The following is a 19,031-nucleotide window of genomic DNA, read 5'->3' on the forward strand; positions in this document are numbered from 1 at the left end:
TGGATCTTGTCTGGGAAAGAATTCGGAGACATCGGGGAGATCCTTCCTTGACAGGGGAAATCTGTGGCTGTAGCTGCTGAGGAGGGTGGGGTGCGGGGGAAGGGTTTCTCGGGTTTCCTTCAGAACGGCCGCCTGCTCCTCGGAATCGTCGGCCTGTTCGCCTGCGGGGCGGAAGGCGGGGCGGAGGGTTGGATGCGGGGGAGCGCGGTGCGGTGGCGGGGGCTGTTCTTCCGGGGCGGTTTGGTCAAAGTGATGAGGCGGACCAGTTGGTGAAAACAGGCGAGTGACGCCATCTGCGGCAATGCGGCGGCGGCTTCGTCGGTCAGGGTTCTGGGCGCTTGGGCCAGACACAGCAGGACTGCGGTGCCCGAGAAGGTGAGGACCACGAGCCAGGAGTGAAGTGCCCGGCGTTGGTGAAGGGCGGCGCGCAGGATGGACAGGGAGGCGACGGCCCACGGACCGTAGACGAGCAGCGGCCACCAGTCGGCCACGTACGCGGGAGTGCGCAGCTCGGCGATCCGGTGCAGCGGTTCGTAGGCGATGATGCCGCCGAACAGACTGACCAGGGTCACCAGGGCAGCGGCGAGCGTGGCGATGGAGAAGCTGGTCGTCTGTAGCCAGTCGATGACCCATCGCCGTGTTCTGCGGCGCCGGCGGGGCGGGAGGTGCCTCCCCGTCAGTCCGATCGGTGCGATCGTGTCGAGATCCTCACGCGCGAACGGATCGCCGGCTGTCGGCCCGTCGGGGTGGAGGCCGTAGGGGCTCGGCTGCTGTCGCAGAGGCGGGCTGTTGTACTCGGCCGCCATGGTCTCCTGGAGCAGGAAGCCCAGTTCCTCTTCCGGGGTCGGCGACATCTGCGGGATCCCGCCCGGTCGGCCCGGTCCGGGGCGGTCGGGGTCGCCGGGGAGCGTGTCGTAGTGCCCCGTGGGACGCCACGCCTCCGCGCTCGTGGCTGCGTAGAACTCTTCGGGGCTCGTGAAGGGCTCGCCGCTGTGGAAGTCACGCATTTCCGGGAATCCTCACCCCGGCATGGGTCGCCGCCGGTGTCTGAACGATCCTGTTCCAGCAGCGTCGAAAATCGCTCTCGATGCGGTCCATCGCCTCCATGAACTGCTCCAGGGCGGTCGCGGTGGGCGCGGACCGTTCCAGGGGAACGACGTAATTCCCGTCCCAGGGCTCTCCGCTTCCGCCCGTGATCGGCACGGTGGAGAAATCGGCATGTACGTCTGCAGCGATCCTGTCCGTCATATGCCAGATAACGTCGCCGTTGGCAGCGGGATGTGCGGCATACGGGTGAGGTCGATGCTCCGATCGGGGGAGTGCGCGGGATTAAATCTGCTCTACGGATGTCAGCCAGCGACAATCCCCGGCAAATCCCCCCCTCTATTTATCATTTTCTCTTCGCGGCGGGACGGTCCGGGACCGACGGGCTCTCGCCCGGTGAAGCGGCGATGGTTCGATCCCGGACGCTGGGCCGCGGCGGCTCAGGAGTCGGCGCGGGCCACACCGATCGGGCAGGAGACGCCCGTGCCGCCGATACCGCAGTAGCCGGCCGGGTTCTTGTCCAGGTACTGCTGGTGGTACGCCTCGGCGGGCCAGAAGGGGCGGTCCGCGGCCGGCAGGACAGCCGTGGTGATCGGGCCGTAGCCCGAGGAGGTCAGCACCCGCTGGTAGGCGTCGCGGGAGGCCTCGGCCGCGGACTGCTGGGCGGGGGAGTGCGTGTAGACCGCCGAGCGGTACTGGGTGCCCACGTCATTGCCCTGGCGGAAGCCCTGCGTGGGGTCGTGGGACTCCCAGAAGAGCTTCAGCAGCGCGTCGTACGAGACCTGTGCCGGGTCGAAGACCACGCGGACGACCTCCGTATGGCCGGTCAGCCCCGAGCACACCTCCTCGTACGTCGGGTTCTCGGTGTGGCCGCCCTGGTAGCCGACCAGCGTGGTCCACACCCCGGGGGTCTGCCAGAACTTCCGCTCCGCGCCCCAGAAACAGCCCAGCCCGAAGTCCGCGACGTCCAGGTGCTCCGGGTAGGGGCCGGCGAGGGGGTTGCCGAGGACCGTGTGCTCGGGCGGCAGGGAGAACAGGGGCTCCGGACGGCCCTTCAGGGCCTCCTCGGCGGTGGGCAGCTCGGGCGTGCGGCGGAACGGGAACATGGATCGATCGCCTCCTTGGGGTAGGAGGGATAACGGTCGGGGGCGGGGGAGGATTCCCGCCCCCGCCCCCGCCCCCGGCTCGGCCCCCGACGCCGACCGGAGCGCCCGCTACTGCGACTGCAGCGTCACGCGGACCGCCCAGTCGCGCGCGTACAGGTACCGCTGCTTCGGCCGTCCCGCGTACGACCACGGCACCGCGCCGATGTAGCCGTCGATGTGGCGGAACTGCTCGACCGCCTCCGCGTCCCGGTCCTGCCAGAACAGCATCCACGCCAGCATGTGCCGCAGCCTGACCGCCCGCCGGTCGTCCGGCGCGGCCGCGGCCAGGTCGGCGAGGGCGGCGTCGACGGCCGCGACGACCTCCGGCTCCTTGTAGTACTCCTCCGCCCGCAGCTCCTTGACCCACGCCTCGTTCTCGAAGTGCGCGATCAGCGGCAGCAGGGACAGCAGCTCGCCCGGCTCCGCGCCGTCGGCCGCCGTGCGGGCGAAGCCGAGGGCCAGCTCGTGCGAGCCGCGCCACTTCGCCGCCCAGTACTGCAGGGCGCTGGTGTGCGCGCACAGCAGCTTCGGGGCGCGCTCGGTGATCTGCGCCCACAGCTCCTCGTACTGCTCGTGCGGATAGCCCAGCCCCATGGCGATGGGCTGCTCGACCATGTACGGCACCGGGTCCGCCGGGTCGGCGACCTCCTGCGCCTCCTGCGCGGTGCGGCGCGCGGTGAGCAGCAGGTCGTGGAAGAGCCGGAACTGCTCCTGCGTGGTGCGGGCCCCGGACTGGCTGCCGCGCACGTTCCACGCCACCAGGACCGCGGTGTCCGCGTCGACGAGCGCCGCGGTCGGATCGCCCGGCCGGGCCGCCTTCCAGGCCAGCAGCCAGGCGTCGTCCTCGGCGGCCGCCTCGGCGAGGTCGCGGACCCGCGACCAGCGCTCCTCCCAGTCCTTGCCGGCGGCGGCGATCCAGTCGGCGCCCGCCTCCCAGTCGCCGGCCCGGACGGCCGCCAGCGCGGCCTGCTGCCCGGGCAGTACGGGCTGGCCGTGCTCGGTGTCGAGGTCGGCCTCCCCGACGAAGCCGAGCGCGACGACCGCGGCGGCCTTCTCGGCCTCGGCCTGCTCCTCGAGGGCGGCCGTACGGGCCTTGGTGGCCGCGGTCTCGGCCTCCAGGGCGTCCGAGGCGGCGTTCAGCCTGCGCGCCTTGCGGATGAAGTACATGCCGCGCAGCAGTTTCCAGGCACCCGCGAGCAGCAGGACGCCGAAGACGATGAGACCGATCACGGGGCGAGCACCAGCTTCCGCAGCGGCTCGGTGTCGCACTGGTCGGCCGTGGCCGCCTCCAGCGCGGACTTCAGCTGCTGTTCGAAGTCGTCGGAGGGGTAGCGCAGGGCCGCGGAGTCCGACCAGGACAGTTCCCAGCGGGCGCTGTCGCGGGCGGTGAGCTCGACGGTGACCAGCTGGTTCAGGGCCCGCCGGACCACCGGGCGGGCGAACTCGCGGGCGGTGCGGCCGCTGGCCGCGGCCGCCTCCTCGGACTTCGGGAAGCGGTCGGCCACGCGCCAGCGCAGCGCCGGGTCGGCGTCGACGGCGTCCAGGACGGCGCCCAGGCCGCGGGCCGGGTCGGCGCCCTCGGCGGTGAAGGCCGCGCGGATCTCCTCGGAGCCCTGGGAGACGTACCGGGTCATGCTCAGGTGGACGAGCTCGGGCCAGTCCACCCGCGTCAGGGCGAGCGCCTGCGGGGTGAGCACCGCCTGCTCCAGCGCGGCCTGCGCGGCCTCGGGCGCCGACAGCAGCGCCAGCGCCGGGCGGGCGGCCTGAGCGCCGCGGCCGTCGTCGGGCAGGGCCTCGATGCGGGCGACGCGTTCGGCGAGCGCGGGGTGGGAGTCGTACGGCTCGGTGGGCTCGGTCGGCAGGTCGCGGCGCAGCTCGTCCAGCTCCGCGCGGCGGGCGTCGAGGAGGCGGCGCAGCCCGCCGAAGACCTCGCCGGGCGGGGGCAGGAGCTCCGCGCCGACGCCGAGGGTGGCGTAGGAGTCCATGTAGAACTCGTGGGCCGGGCCCAGCGCGTTGAGCTCGCGCAGCGCGGAGGCTGCGGAGTCCCGGCCGGCGACCTCGACGGAGGCCAGGTCGGCGGCGAGCTCCTGGCGGCGGGCGGAGGAGAGGGTGGCCCGCTGGTAGAAGTTCCCGTACGCCACGTAGATCTTGGCCATGGCCCGGTACGTGGCGCCCTGCCCGCTGGTGTCGATCTCCTGGGCGGTCTTGCCCTTGGCGAGGCGCTGGGCGGCCTTCTTCTCCTGGCGGGCGCGCTCCTTGGCCACCTTGGCGTCGGCGCGCTCGTGGAAGTGGCGGATGGTGCGGATGAGCTGGGCGCGGCCGCGGGCGATCAGCGGGGTGAGGCGGGTGTCGAAGTTGGCGTAGTGGCCCATCTCGTGGGCGAGCACGGCGCGCAGCTGCATCTCGTCGAAGCCGGTCATCAGCGGCAGGCCGATGTAGAGGCGGCGGGTGCCGGGGAGCAGGCCGAGCATCCGCGCGTCCTCGCCGACGGCCGCGTTCACGTCGGCGATCAGGACGATCTCGTCGGGGGCGCGGGTGCCGACCTGCGCGGCGACCTCGCGGACGGCCTGCCACAGGGCGGGCTCCTGCGCCTCCGTCACCGGCACGCCGGGGACCGGGTCGCCCTTGGGGGTGCGCAGCATGAACATGCCGCGGACGATCGGGAAGGCGAGGACGGCGGTGACGGCGACCAGCTTGGCGGCGGCGAAGCCGTGGAGGCCGGCGGCGATGATGCCGATGTCGGCGGCCGCCAGGAGGGCGATCAGGACGACGCCGAGCAGATAGAAGCCTGCGAGCAGGACGAGGGCGCGCAGCGCGCGCAGTGAAGCGCCCATGTAGGACAGATCCCCCCGGGGATGACGGTGGTGCGGGTGCAGGTGCGGTGTGCGGTGGTTCACCGGTCGGCCGAGCGGCCACCGGGGGATCATGCGTCCTCCCGGTCACTTACGGCAACCTTATGCGGGGGGCCTGGCCCGATCCGGCCCCGCGCCCGGGCCGTCCGGCCGCTGCCGCTGCCCGCTGGCCGCTGCGCGGAGCCGATTCCCCACCCCGCCCCTTCCCGAAACCGGGGGTTCCGCCCCCAGACCCCCGCGCCTCGAACGCCGGCGGGGCTGAATTCAGCCCCGCCGGCGTTTGAGGCGAAACAGGTCCGGGCGGAGCCCGGTTTCGGGAAGGGGCGGGGTGGGGAACGGGTCCGCGCAGCGGCGGACGGCGGCGGCCGGGGTCAGTTCGGGAGGGTGGCCGGGGAGCCGCCGTTGGCTTCGTAGCCGGCCACGGCCAGGGCGCGGTAGACCGCGTACTGGGCGGCCGGGTCCTCGGCGGTCGACCACGGCAGGGCCCCGACGCACCCGTCAACGTGCCGGACCTGCTCCATGGCCTCCGCCCACCGCCCCATCCCCACCAGGAACCACAGCAGCAGATGCCGCACGTGGGCCAGCATCGGATCGTCGGCCCGAGCCGTACGCACCGCGTACATCGCCCCCTGCACCGCCCGCGTCACCACCGCGCTCTCCCAGAAGTTGGTCAGCACCACCTCCGGGATGTGCGCGTACACCGCGAACAGCGGCAGCGCCGCCAGCAGCGAGCCCCGCGGCGCCCGGGCCGCCGCCGCGTGCGCGAACGCGTCGGCCTTCTCCCGCGAGCCGTGCCACGACTCGCACCAGTAGTGCAGGGCCGCCAGGTGCGCGCCCATGTGGTTCGGCGCGACGTCGATGACCTTCGCCCAGAGCTCGTCGAACTCCGCCTCCGGGTAGGCCAGGCCCCGTGCCACCGCCAGCTCCGTGATGTACGGGACCGGGTCGCCCGGCGCCAGCAGCGCCGCCCTGCGGCAGGCCTCGCGGGCCTCCTCCAGGATGATCCGGTGGTCCTCGGAGCCGACGCCGCCCGACTGCCGCCACGCCTGCTGCACCAGCAGCTCCGCGTGCACCTGCGCCCCGCCCGCGTCCTTGCCGGCCTCCAGCCGCCACGCCTTCAGCCACGGCGCGCCCACCCCGGGCCGCTCCACCAGCTCCAGCGCCGCGGCCCCGCCGAAGGCCTGGACCCGCTGCCAGCGCAGCTCGCCCTCCTTCGCGGTGCCGGCCAGCAGCTGCGAGGCGGCCTGCCAGCGCCCGCTGCTCTGCACGGCGGTGAGGGCGTCCATCAGGTCCTGGTCGGGTCCGGGAACCCGGATGTCGAGCTCCTCCTGCAGGGCGAAGCCGTACGCCGCCGGGTCGGCCGCGTCGGGGCTGTCGGGGGCGGCCAGGCGGATGCCGCCGCCGCGCCGGCGCCGTATCAGCGGACCGAGGGCGGCCACGAGCAGGCCCATCGCGATCAGGAACCAGAGAATCTCCATGCCCACAAGCGAACCAGACGCACCCGCGCAAAGGCCAATGCCCGCGCCCCGTGGGCAACCACCCCGGGCCTGCGGGGATTAGGCTCTGCCCATGAGCGACGACAGCCACGAGCACCAGAGCTTCGAGACCCGCGCGATCCACGCGGGCAACACCGCGGACCCGCTGACCGGCGCGGTCGTGCCCCCGATCTACCAGGTGTCCACGTACAAGCAGGACGGCGTCGGCGGACTGCGCGGCGGATACGAGTACAGCCGCAGCGCCAACCCGACCCGCACCGCCCTGGAGGAGAACCTCGCGGCGCTGGAGGGCGGCCGCCGCGGCCTGGCCTTCGCGTCGGGGCTCGCGGCCGAGGACTGCCTGCTGCGCACGCTGCTCGCGCCGGGCGACCACGTGGTCATCCCGAACGACGCCTACGGCGGCACCTTCCGCCTCTTCGCGAAGGTCGTCTCCCGCTGGGGCGTGGAGTGGTCGGTGGCCGACACCTCCGACCCGGAGTCGGTGCGGGCCGCGCTGACCCCGAAGACGAAGGTCATCTGGGTGGAGACCCCCTCCAACCCGCTGCTCGGCATCACCGACATCGCCGTCGTCGCCGACATCGCGCGCACGGCCGGCGCCAAGCTGGTCGTCGACAACACCTTCGCCTCGCCGTACCTCCAGCAGCCGCTGGCCCTCGGCGCGGACGTCGTCGTGCACTCGCTGACGAAGTACATGGGCGGCCACTCCGACGTCGTCGGCGGCGCCCTGGTCACGGCCGACGCGGCGCTCGGCGAGGAGCTGGCCTACCACCAGAACGCGATGGGCGCGGTCGCCGGCCCCTTCGACTCCTGGATCGTGCTGCGCGGCATCAAGACCCTGGCCGTCCGCATGGACCGGCACGCGGAGAACGCGGCGAAGATCGCCGACATGCTGACCCGCCACCCCAAGGTGCACAAGGTCCTCTACCCGGGCCTGGCCGAGCACCCCGGCCACGAGATCGCCGCCAAGCAGATGCGCAACTTCGGCGGCATGATCTCCTTCCAGGTCACCGGCGGCGAGGAGGCGGCGGTCGAGGTCTGCAACCGCGCCAAGCTGTTCACCCTCGGTGAGTCCCTGGGCGGCGTGGAGTCCCTGATCGAGCACCCGGGCCGCATGACGCACGCCTCGGTGGCCGGCTCGGCCCTGGAGGTCCCCGCGGACCTGGTCCGCCTCTCGGTCGGCATCGAGAACGCCGACGACCTGCTGGCCGACCTGACCCAGGCCCTCGGCTAGTCGCTCGTACGGGACCGGCCGCCGGGCGGTGGACCTACCAGCCCTCCAGGGGCGGGGAGACCTCGCTCGGCGGCACCTCCCAGGGGCGGGTCAGCGAGGCCCACACCGCGAAGGCCACCGCGGCCGCGAACAGCAGCGTCCACCCGGCCCGGCGCCACGCCCGCCGGCGGCGCAGCAGCCGCGTCCCGCGGGCCGCGGCGGCCGCCGCCAGCCCCGCCGGGACCACCGGGTGCGGGCCCTCCATCAGCCGCCGGACCCGGTCCTCCTTGCGGTCCGGGACGCTCATGCGGCATCCCGGGCGCGCATCGCGTCCACCGCCCGGGCGCACAGCTGCCGCACCCGCTCGACCGGCAGCCCCAGCTGGGCGGCCGCGACCTCCTCGGCGACGCCCTCGTACACGCACAGCACCAGCACGAGCCGCTCCAGCGGGCCGAGCGGCGCGAGGATCCCGCGGCCGCCGTGGTGGCGCCAGCCGGTGCGGGCGAAGGCGGCGCACAGCTCCTGGCGGGTGTGGTCGTAGGGGTCGTCGCCGCGCAGCCGGCGCCAGTCGGCGTACGTACGGGCCAGCGCGCCCGCCAGCAGCCGGCGGGCCGCGGGGCAGTCGGCACCCGGGCGGGCACCCGCCCCGGCTCCGGAGCCGGCACGGGGCCCGTCCTCGGCCGTCAGCAGGACCGCGACGTGCAGCAGCCGCCCCGCCGCGCCCGCGACGAAGGCCTCGAACTCGGCGTAGGGCCCCGCTCGGTGGTCCACAGGCCACATAGTGCGGCCAGGGGCACCGCCCCGGTCAAGGGGTCGGACGGCCCCGCGTCCGCCCTGCGTCCCTGCGGCCGCTCAGGAGGCGGGGCCCGCCTCGGCGACGGTGCCCATCAGCTCCGACAGGGAGCTGTTGAACCGGGTCAGCAGCCCGGTGAACGACTCGCGCTCCACCTCGCTCCAGCCCTCGGTGACCCGGGCCATCAGCTCGCGCCGCGAGAGGCGGACCTCCTCCAGCCGGGCCAGCCCGCGCGGGGACAGCGCCAGGACCACGGCCCGCCCGTCCTCCGGGTGCGAGGTCCGCTTGACCAGGCCGGTGTCGACCAGCGGTGCGACCTGCCGGGTCACGGTGGAGGAGTCGATGCCCATGCCGCAGGCGAGGGCCTTGACGCCCATCGGGCCTTCCAGGTCGAGCCGGTTCAGCAGCAGGTACGCGGCGCGGTCCATCGAGTTGCGGGCCTGGCCGACCCCGCCCAGGCGGGTCTGCTCGGCGCGGCGCGCGAAAACGGCCACCTGGTGCTGGAGCGCGTCCAGGAGACCGGCTTCGGCAGGCGCCTCGGCCGCCGTGGGCAGGTCGGAATTGGCCGGGTTGGAAGGCATGGCCGTGAGCTCTCTTCGCGTGGGGCCGACAGGGATTGGGGGACAGAGTACGCGGCCCCGACCCGGCTCGTACGCCGCGTAGGAGAACTGATACGACCGGTCCGGATCTGCCGCGGACCCGGTCCGTACCAAGCTCCCGGGCCCGTCCCGGATGGCGGGATTTCGCCCCTCCCGGAGCGCCCGGAAAGCTCCTGGAGCCGGTGGTGCGGGTGGGACCGGTGGAGCCGGTGGGGCCCGCGCCGTGCTTCGCGCCACGTGCGGCCTGCGAGACTGGCGGCATGAGCTACCGCGTGCCCCAGCCCGTCCCGCAGGTCATCCTCGACGACGTCCGGGGAGCACAGAAGATGCTGTCGGGCGTCTCCCGGGTGACCCCGATGGAGGGCAGCAGGCACCTCTCCGCCCTGGTCGGCTCCCCGGTCCACCTCAAGTGCGAGAACCTCCAGCGCACCGGCTCCTTCAAGCTGCGCGGCGCGTACGTGCGCATCGCCGGCCTGCGCCCCGAGCAGCGGGCCGCCGGCGTCGTCGCCGCCAGCGCCGGCAACCACGCGCAGGGCGTGGCCCTGGCCTCCTCCCTGCTCGGCGTGCACTCCACCGTCTTCATGCCGGTCGGGGCTCCGCTGCCGAAGGTCGCGGCCACCCGGGAGTACGGAGCCGAGGTACGGCTGCACGGCCAAGTCGTCGACGAGACCCTCGCGGCCGCCGAGGACTACGCGGACCGCACCGGCGCGGTGTTCATCCACCCCTTCGACCACCGCGACATCATCGCGGGCCAGGGCACGGTGGGCCTGGAGATCCTCGAGCAGTGCCCGGAGGTGCGCACCATCCTCGTCGGGATCGGCGGCGGCGGCCTCGCGGCGGGCATCGCCACCGCCGTCAAGGCGCTGCGCCCGGACGTGCAGGTGGTCGGGGTGCAGGCGGCGGGCGCGGCCGCGTACCCGCCCTCCCTCAAGGCCGGCCACCCCGTCTCGATCGACGGCCCCGCCACCATGGCGGACGGCATCCGCGTCGGCCGCCCCGGCGACGTCCCCTTCCAGATCATCGGCGAGCTCGTCGACGACGTCCGCACCGTCTCCGAGGACGCCCTCTCCAGCGCGCTGCTGCTGTGCCTGGAGCGGGCCAAGCTGGTCGTCGAGCCGGCCGGCGCCAGCACCGTGGCCGCCCTGCTGAGCGAGCCCGAGCGGTACGGCGGCGGCCCGGTCGTCGCCGTCCTGTCCGGCGGGAACGTCGACCCGCTGCTGCTCCAGCGGATCCTGCGCCACGGCATGGCCGCGGCGGGCCGCTACCTGTCGCTGCGGCTGCGGGTGGCCGACCGGCCGGGGGCGCTGGCGGGGCTGCTGGGCGTTCTGTCGGTGGTCGACGCGAACGTGCTGGACGTGAGCCACGTACGGACCGACCCGCGCCTGGGCCTGACCGAGGTCGAGGTGGAACTGCACCTGGAGACCAAGGGCCGCGAGCACTGCACGGAGGTCGCCCGCGCCCTGCACGCCGCGGGATACACGGTCATGGGCGGCCAGGAGGACGGGCGCGGATAGGCCCGGCAGGCCCGTGCTGCGCGCTGCCCGTAACGGCGGAGCCCCCTGCCGGATCGCTCCGGCAGGGGGCTCCGCCCGCGTTCGGTCAGGGGTGATCAGCCGGTGAAGGGCTTGACGTCGAGGATCCGGACGGACGCCTTCTTGCCGTTCGGCAGCTCGTACTCGGCGTCCTCGCCGATCTTCTTGCCCATCACGCCCGAGCCCAGCGGGGACTGCGGGGAGTAGGTCTCGAAGTCCGCCGACGCGTACTCGCGGGAGGCGAGCAGGAAGGACATCGTGTCGTCCTCGTCGCCGTCGAAGGCGATCGTGACGACGGTGCCCGGGGCGACCTCGCCGTCGGCCGCGGGGGCGGTGCCGACCTTGGCGTTCTCCAGCAGCTGCGTCAGCTGGCGGACGCGCAGCTCCTGCTTGCCCTGCTCCTCCTTGGCCGCGTGGTAACCGCCGTTCTCGCGCAGGTCGCCCTCCTCGCGGGCGGCTGCGATCTTGGTGGCGATCTCCGTGCGTGCGGGACCAGAGAGGTAGTCCAGCTCGGCCTTCAGCTGGTCGTACGCCGCCTGGGTCAGCCAGGTGACGCTCTCGCTCGTCTGGGTCACGGGTGCTCCTCGTCGGTACAGGGGACTACTTGGCCGCCGGTGGCGGGCGAAACCACGAGCCTAACAATTCGGGAAGAAAAGGGGGAGGACACCATGTGTATGAAGTGTGTCATCGGGCCCGTGAGCAGGAAAGGGACAAGATTGCCGACGGGGGTGTCGGCTGGTTCCCGACAGCTCGGGATCCCCGGGGATCCGGGGTGTCAGCCGGCCGAGCCGGGCGAGCCGGCCGAGCCGGCCGAGCCGGCCGAGCCGGCCGAGCCGGCCGAGCCGGGCGAGCCGGCGGGCTGGCAGCCGACCAGCTCGATCATCGTCGCGCGTCCGGTCGTCTTCAGCGACACCATTTCGTCCACGCGCGACGCGCGCTGCGCGAACGTGAAGTCCGCGCGGCCCACCTCGGCGTGGTCGCGGTCCTGGGAGATCAGGGTGCAGACCCCGGTCACCCCGGCGTCCTTGCGTACCTCCAGGTGTACCTTCACCTCGGCGTCCGAGACCACCTGGAACTTGATCACCTCGGCGCTGACGCTCTGACCTGCGACGTAGTCCCAGCCGATCCAGCCGACCACGGCCAGTAGGCCGACGCCGAGCACCGAGCCGACGATCTTCAGCCTGCGGTCCGCGCGCGCGTCCGCCGACCGGCCGTACCGGCCCTCGGGCAGTCCCTCGCGCACCGTGCTCATGATCGTTCCTTCCGGGAGGGCCGGGATCGTCGTTCCCGGTCCGGTCGCCTGCTCACTGGAGCATGACATGCCCCCCGCGCCGGCCGGCAACCGGACCGCCCCGGCCGTGCTCCGTCACCCGCTCGGGTGGGACGGGAGGATCTCGGCCGGCCGCGAGGAGGTACGGCAAAGGCCCGGGCGGCCCGTAGGGCCGTGGGGCAGCGTGAGCGAGGAATCCCCCCTCGTCGTCGGTTGTTGGGGGGAGGAGTCAATATAGAAGCCCGTCCGCCTGTCGTGTGGCATATCAAAGAGGATCCTGTCTTGACCGAGCAGCTTCGACTGATGGCCGTCCATGCCCACCCCGACGACGAGTCGAGCAAGGGCGCGGCCACCATGGCCAAGTACGTGTCCGAGGGGGTGCCCGTCCTGGTCGTGACCTGTACCGGCGGCGAGCGGGGCTCGATCCTCAACCCCAAGCTCCAGGGTGACAAGTACATCGAGGAGAACATCCACGAGGTCCGCGCCAAGGAGATGGACGAGGCGCGCCAGATCCTCGGCATCGAGCAGGAGTGGCTCGGCTACGTCGACTCCGGCCTGCCCGAGGGCGACCCGCTGCCGCCGCTGCCGGAGGGCTGCTTCGCGCTGGAGGACGTCGACGAGGCGGCCGGCCGCCTGGTGAAGAAGATCCGCGCCTTCCGGCCGCAGGTCATCACCACGTACGACGAGAACGGCGGGTACCCGCACCCCGACCACATCATGACCCACAAGATCACGATGGTGGCCTTCGACGGGGCGGCCGACACCGAGAAGTACCCGGAGGCCGAGTTCGGCCCGGCGTACCAGCCGCAGAAGCTGTACTACAACCAGGGCTTCAACAAGCCGCGCACCATCGCCCTGCACGAGGCGCTGCTCTCGCGCGGCATGGAGTCCCCCTACGGGGAGTGGCTGGAGCGGTGGAAGGAGTTCGAGCGCACCGAGCGGACCCTGACCACGCACATCCCGTGCTCGGAGTTCTTCGAGATCCGCGACAAGGCGCTGATCGCGCACCGTACGCAGATCGACCCGGACGGGGGCTGGTTCCGCGTCCCGATGGAGATCCAGAAGGAGGTCTGGCCGACGGAGGAGTACGAGCTCGCCAAGTCGCTCGTCGACACCTCCCTCCCCGAGTCCGACCTCTTTGCGGGCATCCGGGAGAATGCGTAGCCATGAGCGCTACTCAGGCAGCACTGGCCCAGGTCCTTCCGCTGGCGGGTGACACCTTCGACAAGAACAAGGTGACCCCTGGACTGCTGGGGTTCATCGTGTTCGCGGCCCTTGCCCTTGGGGTGTGGGGGCTGATGAAGTCCATGAACCGGCACATGGGCCGGGTCGACTTCCAGGAGGCCCCGGACCCGGCGGCGGGTGCCGCCGACCCGACCACCTCGGCCTGACCGGGGCGGCCCCGGCCGCCACGATCCCGGCCCCGGCCCGCCAGGCGGCACCCCGCCGGGCGGGCCCCCGGCATACCCCGGCCCGTCCCGGCTGTGCCTCGGCCCCCGTGGCCGCCGGGAGGCTCCCGCCTGCCCCGTTCCCGGGCCGGTCCCTGCCATTGCCGCTGCGCGGAGCTGTCCCCTCCCCGCCCCTTCTCCCCCAGCTACCGCTGGGAGGTGCCCCCAGAAACAGTGGCCTGCGGCCCCGGCCCCGCTCCGCCTCAATCGCCGGCGCGGCTCAAAGATCGGGGCTCCGCCCCGGACCCCGCGCCTCAAACGCCGGCGAGGCTGGAGGGTGCCGGCTGCGCTGGATAGTGCCAGCAGGGCTGGATGGTGCGGGCGGAGCTGGAGGTGTCGGCGGGGCTGGGTGGTACCGGCGGGCTGGAATTGCCGCGAAGCGGCAAAATCCAGCCCGCGCGGCGTTTGAGCGCACCGGACGCGGAGCGCCCGGGTCTTTCAGCCCCGCCGGCGTTTGAGGCGCGGGGGTCCGGGGGCGGAGCCCCCGATCTTTGAGCCGCGCCGGCGAGTGAGGCGGAGCGGGGGCCGGGGCCGCAGGCCACTGTTTCTGGGGGCACCTCCCAGCGGTAGCTGGGGGAGACGGGGCGGGGAGGGGACAGGCTCCGCGCAGCGGGCAGAAGGTGGCGGCCGGAGGCGGCCGGCGTGGCGGGCGGGCTGTGTTAGGGGCGGGGTGGCATGGGGACGCCCATGGTTTCGCGGGACCGGAGGGTCGGGGTCAGGCCCAGGCGCCACGCCTGCCAGCCCTCGCCGGGGTCGACACCCCGGGCCAGGACCACCGCGTAGGCGTCCAGCCCGTCCTCCAGGCGGCCGTCCCGCATCGGATGCGGCGCACCGGCGAGGCGGCCCAGCTCGGCCCGGGCCTCCTCCGCACCCCCGCCCCCCGGCACCGCGTACGGCAGCAGCGTGCACCGCAGGAACCGCGCCCAGTCCTCCCCCCGCCGGTCCCCGTACGAGATGAACAGCCGGGCCGCCTCCTCGCACAGTCCCAGCGCCTGCGAGACCCGGTCGTTGCCCGCGTCCACCACCGCCAGCTCCAGGCAGGTCCACGCCTCCCCGTGGGCGAGCCCGATCCGCCGGAAGTCGGCCCGGGCGTCCACGAGCAGCTGCCGGGCGAAGCCGGAGTTCTTCAGGTTGCCGGTCTGTGCGGCCCGCTGGTCGCGGGTCACCCGGCCCGAGTGGTGCCGGGCGTACGCCAGCCCGTATACGTCCCGCATCCGCGAGAACATCGTCCGGGCCCGCTCCAGTTCCCGTACCGCCTGATCGCGCTCGCCCCGCTCCTCCAGCGCCTGCCCGAGGTAGTACAGGGTCCACGCCTCGCCGCGGGCGTCCTCCGCCTCCCGGTGCCGGGCCAGCGCCTCCCGCAGCCGCTCCAGCGCCGGCTCCGGGTCGCCGTCCACCACCCGGGCCCGGCCCAGCTGGGTCAGGGCCCACGCCTCGCCGCGGTCGTCGCGCGTGCGCCCGTACAGCTCGAGGGCGAGCCGCAGCTCCGCCTCCGCCCGCGGCACCTCGCCGAGCCGCAGGTACACCTGGCCCAGCTGGAAGTGCGCCCACGCCTCGCCGTGCACGCTCTCGCTCTCGCGGTGCAGTTCCAGCGACTGCTCCAGCAGCTGCATCGCCTCCGCCAGGTGCGCCCGGTCCCGCTCGACCGCCGCCAGGGCGTGCAGCCCCCAGGCCCGGTCGCCGGCCAGCTTGTCCGGCTCCTGGAGGGCCAGCGCCTCCCGGATCCGGGCCGCCGCCTCCGGCAGCTGGCCCTGGTGGTGCAGGGTGATGCCGAGGGAGATCAGCGCCATGCCGGCGCCCGCGTCCTGCTGCGCCTCGCGGTACTGGTCGACCACCGAGGACAGGGTGGTGCGGGCCTTGTCCAGCTCGCCGAGCTGGCGGGCCGCGATGCCCGTGCGCCACTGCACCGAGCGGACCAGGCGGCCTTGGCCCGGCCGGCCCTGCCCGGCGCGGGCGGCCTCCACGGCCTGGGTGAGCTCGTTGATCTCGCCGAGCCGGTACAGGTCACCGCGCAGCAGGCAGAAGTCGCACAGCGCGCCCAGCAGGTCCAGCACCGCCTGCTGGTCGACGTCGTCATGCGAGTGCCGCAGGGCCGCCGTGATGAAGCTCGACTCCTCGTCCAGCCAGCGCAGCGCCGCGTCCAGCGAGACGAAGCCGTGTCCGCCGAAGTGGTTCGCCCGGGTCGACGTCTTCCCGTCGACCATCCGGATCACGGAGTCCGCGAGCTGCGCGTAGTTGCGGATCAGGCGGCCGTGCGCCGCCGAGGCCTCGGCCCGGTCCTCGTCCGCGGCGAGCCGCGCCGCCGCGTACGAGCGCACCGCGTCGTGCATCCGGAACCGCTCCCCGCGTACGAGGTCCAGCAGGCCGGCGCCGGCCAGCTCGTGCAGCAGCCGCCCGGCCTCCACCCGGTCCGCGTCGATCAGCGCGGCCGCCGCCGACGGGCCGAGGGAGGCCCGCCCGGCCAGCGTGAGCCGCCGCAGCAGGCGCCGCCGTTCCTCGGGCAGCCTCGCATAGGCGGCCCCGAGGGCCCGCTCGACGACACCGCCGCCGGGCGGGGCCGGGTCGTCGGCCTGCACCGCGGCCCCCGCCAGCGGAGCCAGCGCCCGCAGGGCCAGGGGGAGGCCGCCGGCCAGGGGCAGGAGCTCCCGCAGGGCGGTGTCGTCGGAGGCGGGGGCCGGGGCTGCCGCGGCGCCCGGCGCGCTCCCGGCCGGGCTCTCGGCGGCCGCCGCCGCCCGGACCAGCTCCGCCGCCTCCGGGTCGGCCAGCGGCTCCACCGGCAGCTGGTGGACCCAGGCCGGCGCCCCCGGCAGCTCCAGCGGCTCCCGGGCCGTGACCAGCACCAGGCTCTCGGACCGCTCCGGCACCAGCATCCGGACCTGCTCCGCGTCCGCCGCGTCGTCCAGCACCACCGTCACCGGCAGCCCCTGCAGGTGCTGGTGGTACAGCTCGCCCAGGCGCCGTACCTGCTGCTCCGCCGACGCCCCCTCGCGGAACAGCAGCTGCTCGCGGGGCGCGCCGAGCCGGTTCAGCAGGTGCAGCAGCGCCTCCCGGGTCGGCAGCGGGGCCTCGCCGCCGAGGGCGCCGCCGCGCAGGTCCACCACGCACGCGCCGCGGAACTGGTCCTTCAGCGCGTCCGCCGCCCGCAGGGCCAGCGCGGTGCGGCCCACCCCGGGCTCCCCGTGCAGCACCACGACCACGGGCCGGGTCTCCGTGCTGGCCCGGGCGGCCTGCACCCACTGCGCGATCCGGGTCAGCTCGGCGCGCCGGCCGGTGAAGGGGGCGGTCGGCTGCGGCAGGTGCGCGAAGGACTGCTCCAGCACGCTGCGCCGCCGGGCCTCCGTGCTGCGGTCGCCGCCGCGCAGCACCGGCCCGCCGCCCGGCGGCCGCCCCGGCTGGCGCGGCAGCCTGGCCGCGGCGGCCACGGCCCGCTGCTGCTCCAGGAACGGCCGTACGCCGCGGACCTCCAGCGCCGTCAGCCACTGCAGCCTCAGCTGCTCCGGCCCGCCCGGGCGGCCGCGCTCACCGGCCCGGCGGTTCGCGGCGGGCAGGTGCAGGGCGGTCACCTTGGCGACGGTGGCCGCCGCCCCGGCGACGCCGGTGACGGCGCCCGCGGCCAGTGCCGTGCCCGTGGACACGCCCAGCGACAGGTCGGCGCCGACCGCCGCGGCCGCCGCGACCGCGGTCACCAGCAGCGCGGCCGAGGTGTTCTGCCGCCGGAAGGCCTCGCCGAGGGATTCCTCGCCGGCGTCGGCATCGTCCAGGGCCCGTACGTACGCCTCGTACTCCTCGGCGGCGCTCGCGGCGAGCGCGTCCAGCGCCTGGAGCCCGCGTGCCAGCAGCGCCGCCCTGTCGACCGGCACACCCGTCCCGGCAGCCCGCTGGGCCTCCTCGTCCACGGCCCGCTCCAGCAGTCGCTCGGCCTCACCGCGATGGCTGTCCCGCATCGGCATCCCCCTCAAGAGAGCTCCGGCACCGTGCCCCAAGTGTGGGGCGGGACGTGCGTGAGCGCGAGCGAACTTGAGCTAGATCAGAGGGAGTTGACCCCTCTTCGGGCGTCCGCGTGCATATATGTGCGTTCTAGCCTGGCGGAATGAGCCGACACAGCAGACACCGCCCGCACGGCCGACACAGCCGATACGGCCGACACCGGGGAACCCTCCTTCTGCGCACGGCCGTTCTGTCGATGGCGCTGGCCGTCTCGGCCGCCGCCTGCACCGAGTCGTCCCCGTCCCCGTCGCCGTCCCCCTCGGCCCGCGGCTTCGCCGTCCGCCGCACCGAGCCGGACGGCCCGGCCGACGCCGCGGAGGCCCGCCTCCTGCAGGACCGCCGCCTGCCCGAGGCCGTGGCCGCCGCCCTGAACGACCACCTCGACCTCCCGCACCGCGTGACCGTCGTCGCCCTCTCCTGCGCCGGCGAGGGCTCCGGCTACGACCCCGCCACCCGCCGCATCGAGCTCTGCTACGACGACCTCGCCGAGGACCGGGAGCTGTTCGCGTCGGCCGGCCGCGCCCCGGCCGATGACGAGGTGGCCGCGGTGGCCGCCGAAACCCTCTACCACGAGGCCGGCCACGCCCTCGTCGACCTCCTCGGCCTGCCCGTCGGCGGCGACCGCGCCGAGGAGGACGCCGCCGACCGGTTCGCGGCCCTGATGCTGCTGCGCGAGGGCCCGGAGGGCGAGCGCAGGCTACGCACCGCCGCCGAGGCGTACGAGCTCACGGCCGCCGCCGAAGGCCCCGGCGGCCGAGGGCGCGACGAGCACGCGCCGCCCGCCGAGCGCGCCGCCGCGCACCTGTGCCTGCTGTACGGTGCGGCCGCCGGCCGCCATCCCGACCTGGCGGCCCGTACGCAGGGTTGCGCTCCCGACTGGCCCGCGGTGCAGGAGGAGTGGGCGCGCCTGCTGGGGCCGGTGGTGCGTCGCTGACCTCCCGTAGACTCCCGTTTTCAAGATCCAATTGCATGCCCCGGGGGACCTGGTGACGGTACGAGAGATACGCGCGGCGGCCAGGATGGTCGGGCGCCGCACCGCCCTGCGCTACCTCGCGCTCGGAGCCGGCGCGGCACTGGTGTCCGCCTGCACGGGCAAGGACAAGCCCGCCCCCGGCCCCGCCTCCGCGACCGCGACCGCGGCCCCGGGCCCGGCCCTGGCCACCGGGTCCGCTTCGCCCTCCGCCACCGCCCCGCCCTCCGCCTCTCCCGCCTCCGGCGTCGTCGGCCGAGCCTTCGCCGAGTTCGTCAAGGGCGCCTGGACCATCAGCTCCACCCTCCCCGGCGGCGACACCGGCGCCGGCCGCAAGGACACCGGCCGGGCCTCCGTGAACCCGGACGGCACCTGGACCATCGTCTGGACCGGCGTCAACGGCACCTGGAGCGGCCGCTGGTCCCTGCACCGCGGCCGCCTGGACCTCCAGGTCCTCACCGGCCCCAAGCACCTCACCGACCCCGACATCTCCACCTCCTTCGCCGAGAAGGTCCCCGACACCGTGGACGGCCCGGCCTCGCAGCTCCTGAACTGGTTCCCGATGGGCGCCCAGGACGTCTTCGGCCACCTGGACGTCGCCTACAACGGCAAGGACCAGCTGCGCATCCACCACCTCGACCTGCGCGGCAACCTCTCGATCCACATGTGCACCCGCGCCTGACCC

General features: G+C 74.1%; 18 protein-coding genes. 6 read left to right on the forward strand and 12 right to left on the reverse strand.

The window, feature by feature from the left end:
* Positions 1 to 119: 119 nt before the first annotated feature.
* From ABZ924_RS00370 to ABZ924_RS00395, 6 genes are all read right to left on the reverse strand, one after another.
* Complete coding sequence (locus ABZ924_RS00370; protein ID WP_361901700.1) at positions 120 to 1,007, reverse strand: DUF2637 domain-containing protein; 888 nt, start codon at positions 1,005 to 1,007, stop codon at positions 120 to 122.
* Positions 1,000 to 1,248: a hypothetical protein gene (locus ABZ924_RS00375; RefSeq protein ID WP_361901702.1), complete on the reverse strand. Its 249-nt coding sequence runs from the start codon at positions 1,246 to 1,248 to the stop codon at positions 1,000 to 1,002. Before ABZ924_RS00375 ends, ABZ924_RS00370 begins: the two co-directional genes overlap by 8 nt.
* 236 nt (positions 1,249 to 1,484) lie before the next feature.
* Entirely contained in the window at positions 1,485 to 2,150 is a 666-nt protein-coding gene (msrA, locus tag ABZ924_RS00380; protein ID WP_361901703.1) for a peptide-methionine (S)-S-oxide reductase MsrA, read from the reverse strand.
* Between the two features lie 108 nt (positions 2,151 to 2,258).
* Positions 2,259 to 3,419 carry a hypothetical protein gene (locus ABZ924_RS00385; protein ID WP_361901704.1) on the reverse strand — a complete coding sequence of 387 codons (1,161 nt, stop codon included), beginning with the start codon at positions 3,417 to 3,419 and terminating at the stop codon, positions 2,259 to 2,261.
* Positions 3,416 to 5,023 (reverse strand): M48 family metallopeptidase, encoded by a 1,608-nt coding sequence (locus ABZ924_RS00390; RefSeq protein WP_361901706.1) that lies wholly within the window; start codon positions 5,021 to 5,023, stop codon positions 3,416 to 3,418. Before ABZ924_RS00390 ends, ABZ924_RS00385 begins: the two co-directional genes overlap by 4 nt.
* A 389-nt stretch (positions 5,024 to 5,412) precedes the next feature.
* On the reverse strand, positions 5,413 to 6,519 hold the full coding sequence (locus ABZ924_RS00395) for a hypothetical protein (protein ID WP_361901707.1): 1,107 nt from the start codon (positions 6,517 to 6,519) through the stop codon (positions 5,413 to 5,415).
* 91 nt (positions 6,520 to 6,610) lie between these two features.
* Here ABZ924_RS00395 and ABZ924_RS00400 point away from each other — a divergent pair, with 91 nt between their 5' ends.
* Positions 6,611 to 7,768, forward strand: coding sequence for a cystathionine gamma-synthase (locus ABZ924_RS00400; RefSeq protein ID WP_361901709.1), 1,158 nt, complete (start codon positions 6,611 to 6,613; stop codon positions 7,766 to 7,768).
* Positions 7,769 to 7,802: 34 nt separating this feature from the next.
* Here the strand turns inward: ABZ924_RS00400 and ABZ924_RS00405 are convergent, their stop codons facing one another.
* The 3 genes from ABZ924_RS00405 to ABZ924_RS00415 form a co-directional block, all read right to left on the reverse strand.
* Positions 7,803 to 8,054, reverse strand: a complete 252-nt coding sequence (locus ABZ924_RS00405) for a hypothetical protein (RefSeq protein WP_361901711.1) — start codon at positions 8,052 to 8,054, stop codon at positions 7,803 to 7,805.
* A complete protein-coding gene (locus ABZ924_RS00410; RefSeq protein ID WP_361901713.1) occupies positions 8,051 to 8,518 on the reverse strand; it encodes a sigma factor-like helix-turn-helix DNA-binding protein in 468 nt (155 codons plus the stop codon). Before ABZ924_RS00410 ends, ABZ924_RS00405 begins: the two co-directional genes overlap by 4 nt.
* 81 nt (positions 8,519 to 8,599) lie before the next feature.
* Positions 8,600 to 9,121: a MarR family transcriptional regulator gene (locus tag ABZ924_RS00415; RefSeq protein ID WP_361901715.1), complete on the reverse strand. Its 522-nt coding sequence runs from the start codon at positions 9,119 to 9,121 to the stop codon at positions 8,600 to 8,602.
* Positions 9,122 to 9,399: 278 nt separating this feature from the next.
* Between ABZ924_RS00415 and ilvA the strand changes: the two genes are divergently transcribed.
* Positions 9,400 to 10,653, forward strand: coding sequence for a threonine ammonia-lyase (gene ilvA, locus ABZ924_RS00420; RefSeq protein WP_361901716.1), 1,254 nt, complete (start codon positions 9,400 to 9,402; stop codon positions 10,651 to 10,653).
* Between the two features lie 95 nt (positions 10,654 to 10,748).
* Here the strand turns inward: ilvA and greA are convergent, their stop codons facing one another.
* Positions 10,749 to 11,246 (reverse strand): transcription elongation factor GreA, encoded by a 498-nt coding sequence (gene greA, locus ABZ924_RS00425; protein WP_361901718.1) that lies wholly within the window; start codon positions 11,244 to 11,246, stop codon positions 10,749 to 10,751.
* A gap of 200 nt (positions 11,247 to 11,446) precedes the next feature.
* Entirely contained in the window at positions 11,447 to 11,923 is a 477-nt protein-coding gene (locus ABZ924_RS00430; RefSeq protein WP_361901720.1) for a DUF4307 domain-containing protein, read from the reverse strand.
* A gap of 300 nt (positions 11,924 to 12,223) precedes the next feature.
* Between ABZ924_RS00430 and mca the strand changes: the two genes are divergently transcribed.
* A complete protein-coding gene (gene mca, locus ABZ924_RS00435; RefSeq protein WP_361901722.1) occupies positions 12,224 to 13,105 on the forward strand; it encodes a mycothiol conjugate amidase Mca in 882 nt (293 codons plus the stop codon).
* A 2-nt stretch (positions 13,106 to 13,107) separates the two neighbouring features.
* Entirely contained in the window at positions 13,108 to 13,332 is a 225-nt protein-coding gene (locus ABZ924_RS00440; protein ID WP_361901724.1) for a hypothetical protein, read from the forward strand.
* A gap of 716 nt (positions 13,333 to 14,048) precedes the next feature.
* Here the strand turns inward: ABZ924_RS00440 and ABZ924_RS00445 are convergent.
* On the reverse strand, positions 14,049 to 17,333 hold the full coding sequence (locus ABZ924_RS00445) for a tetratricopeptide repeat protein (RefSeq protein WP_361901726.1): 3,285 nt from the start codon (positions 17,331 to 17,333) through the stop codon (positions 14,049 to 14,051).
* A gap of 239 nt (positions 17,334 to 17,572) precedes the next feature.
* Between ABZ924_RS00445 and ABZ924_RS00450 the strand changes: the two genes are divergently transcribed.
* Both ABZ924_RS00450 and ABZ924_RS00455 read left to right on the forward strand, forming a co-directional pair.
* A complete protein-coding gene (locus ABZ924_RS00450; protein ID WP_361901728.1) occupies positions 17,573 to 18,310 on the forward strand; it encodes a DUF4344 domain-containing metallopeptidase in 738 nt (245 codons plus the stop codon).
* Positions 18,311 to 18,362: 52 nt separating this feature from the next.
* Positions 18,363 to 19,028, forward strand: a complete 666-nt coding sequence (locus tag ABZ924_RS00455) for a hypothetical protein (RefSeq protein ID WP_361901730.1) — start codon at positions 18,363 to 18,365, stop codon at positions 19,026 to 19,028.
* The last annotated feature ends 3 nt before the right edge of the window (positions 19,029 to 19,031 follow it).

This window comes from Streptomyces sp. NPDC046876 (genome assembly GCF_040645035.1).
Classification (GTDB): Bacteria; Actinomycetota; Actinomycetes; order Streptomycetales; family Streptomycetaceae; genus Streptomyces.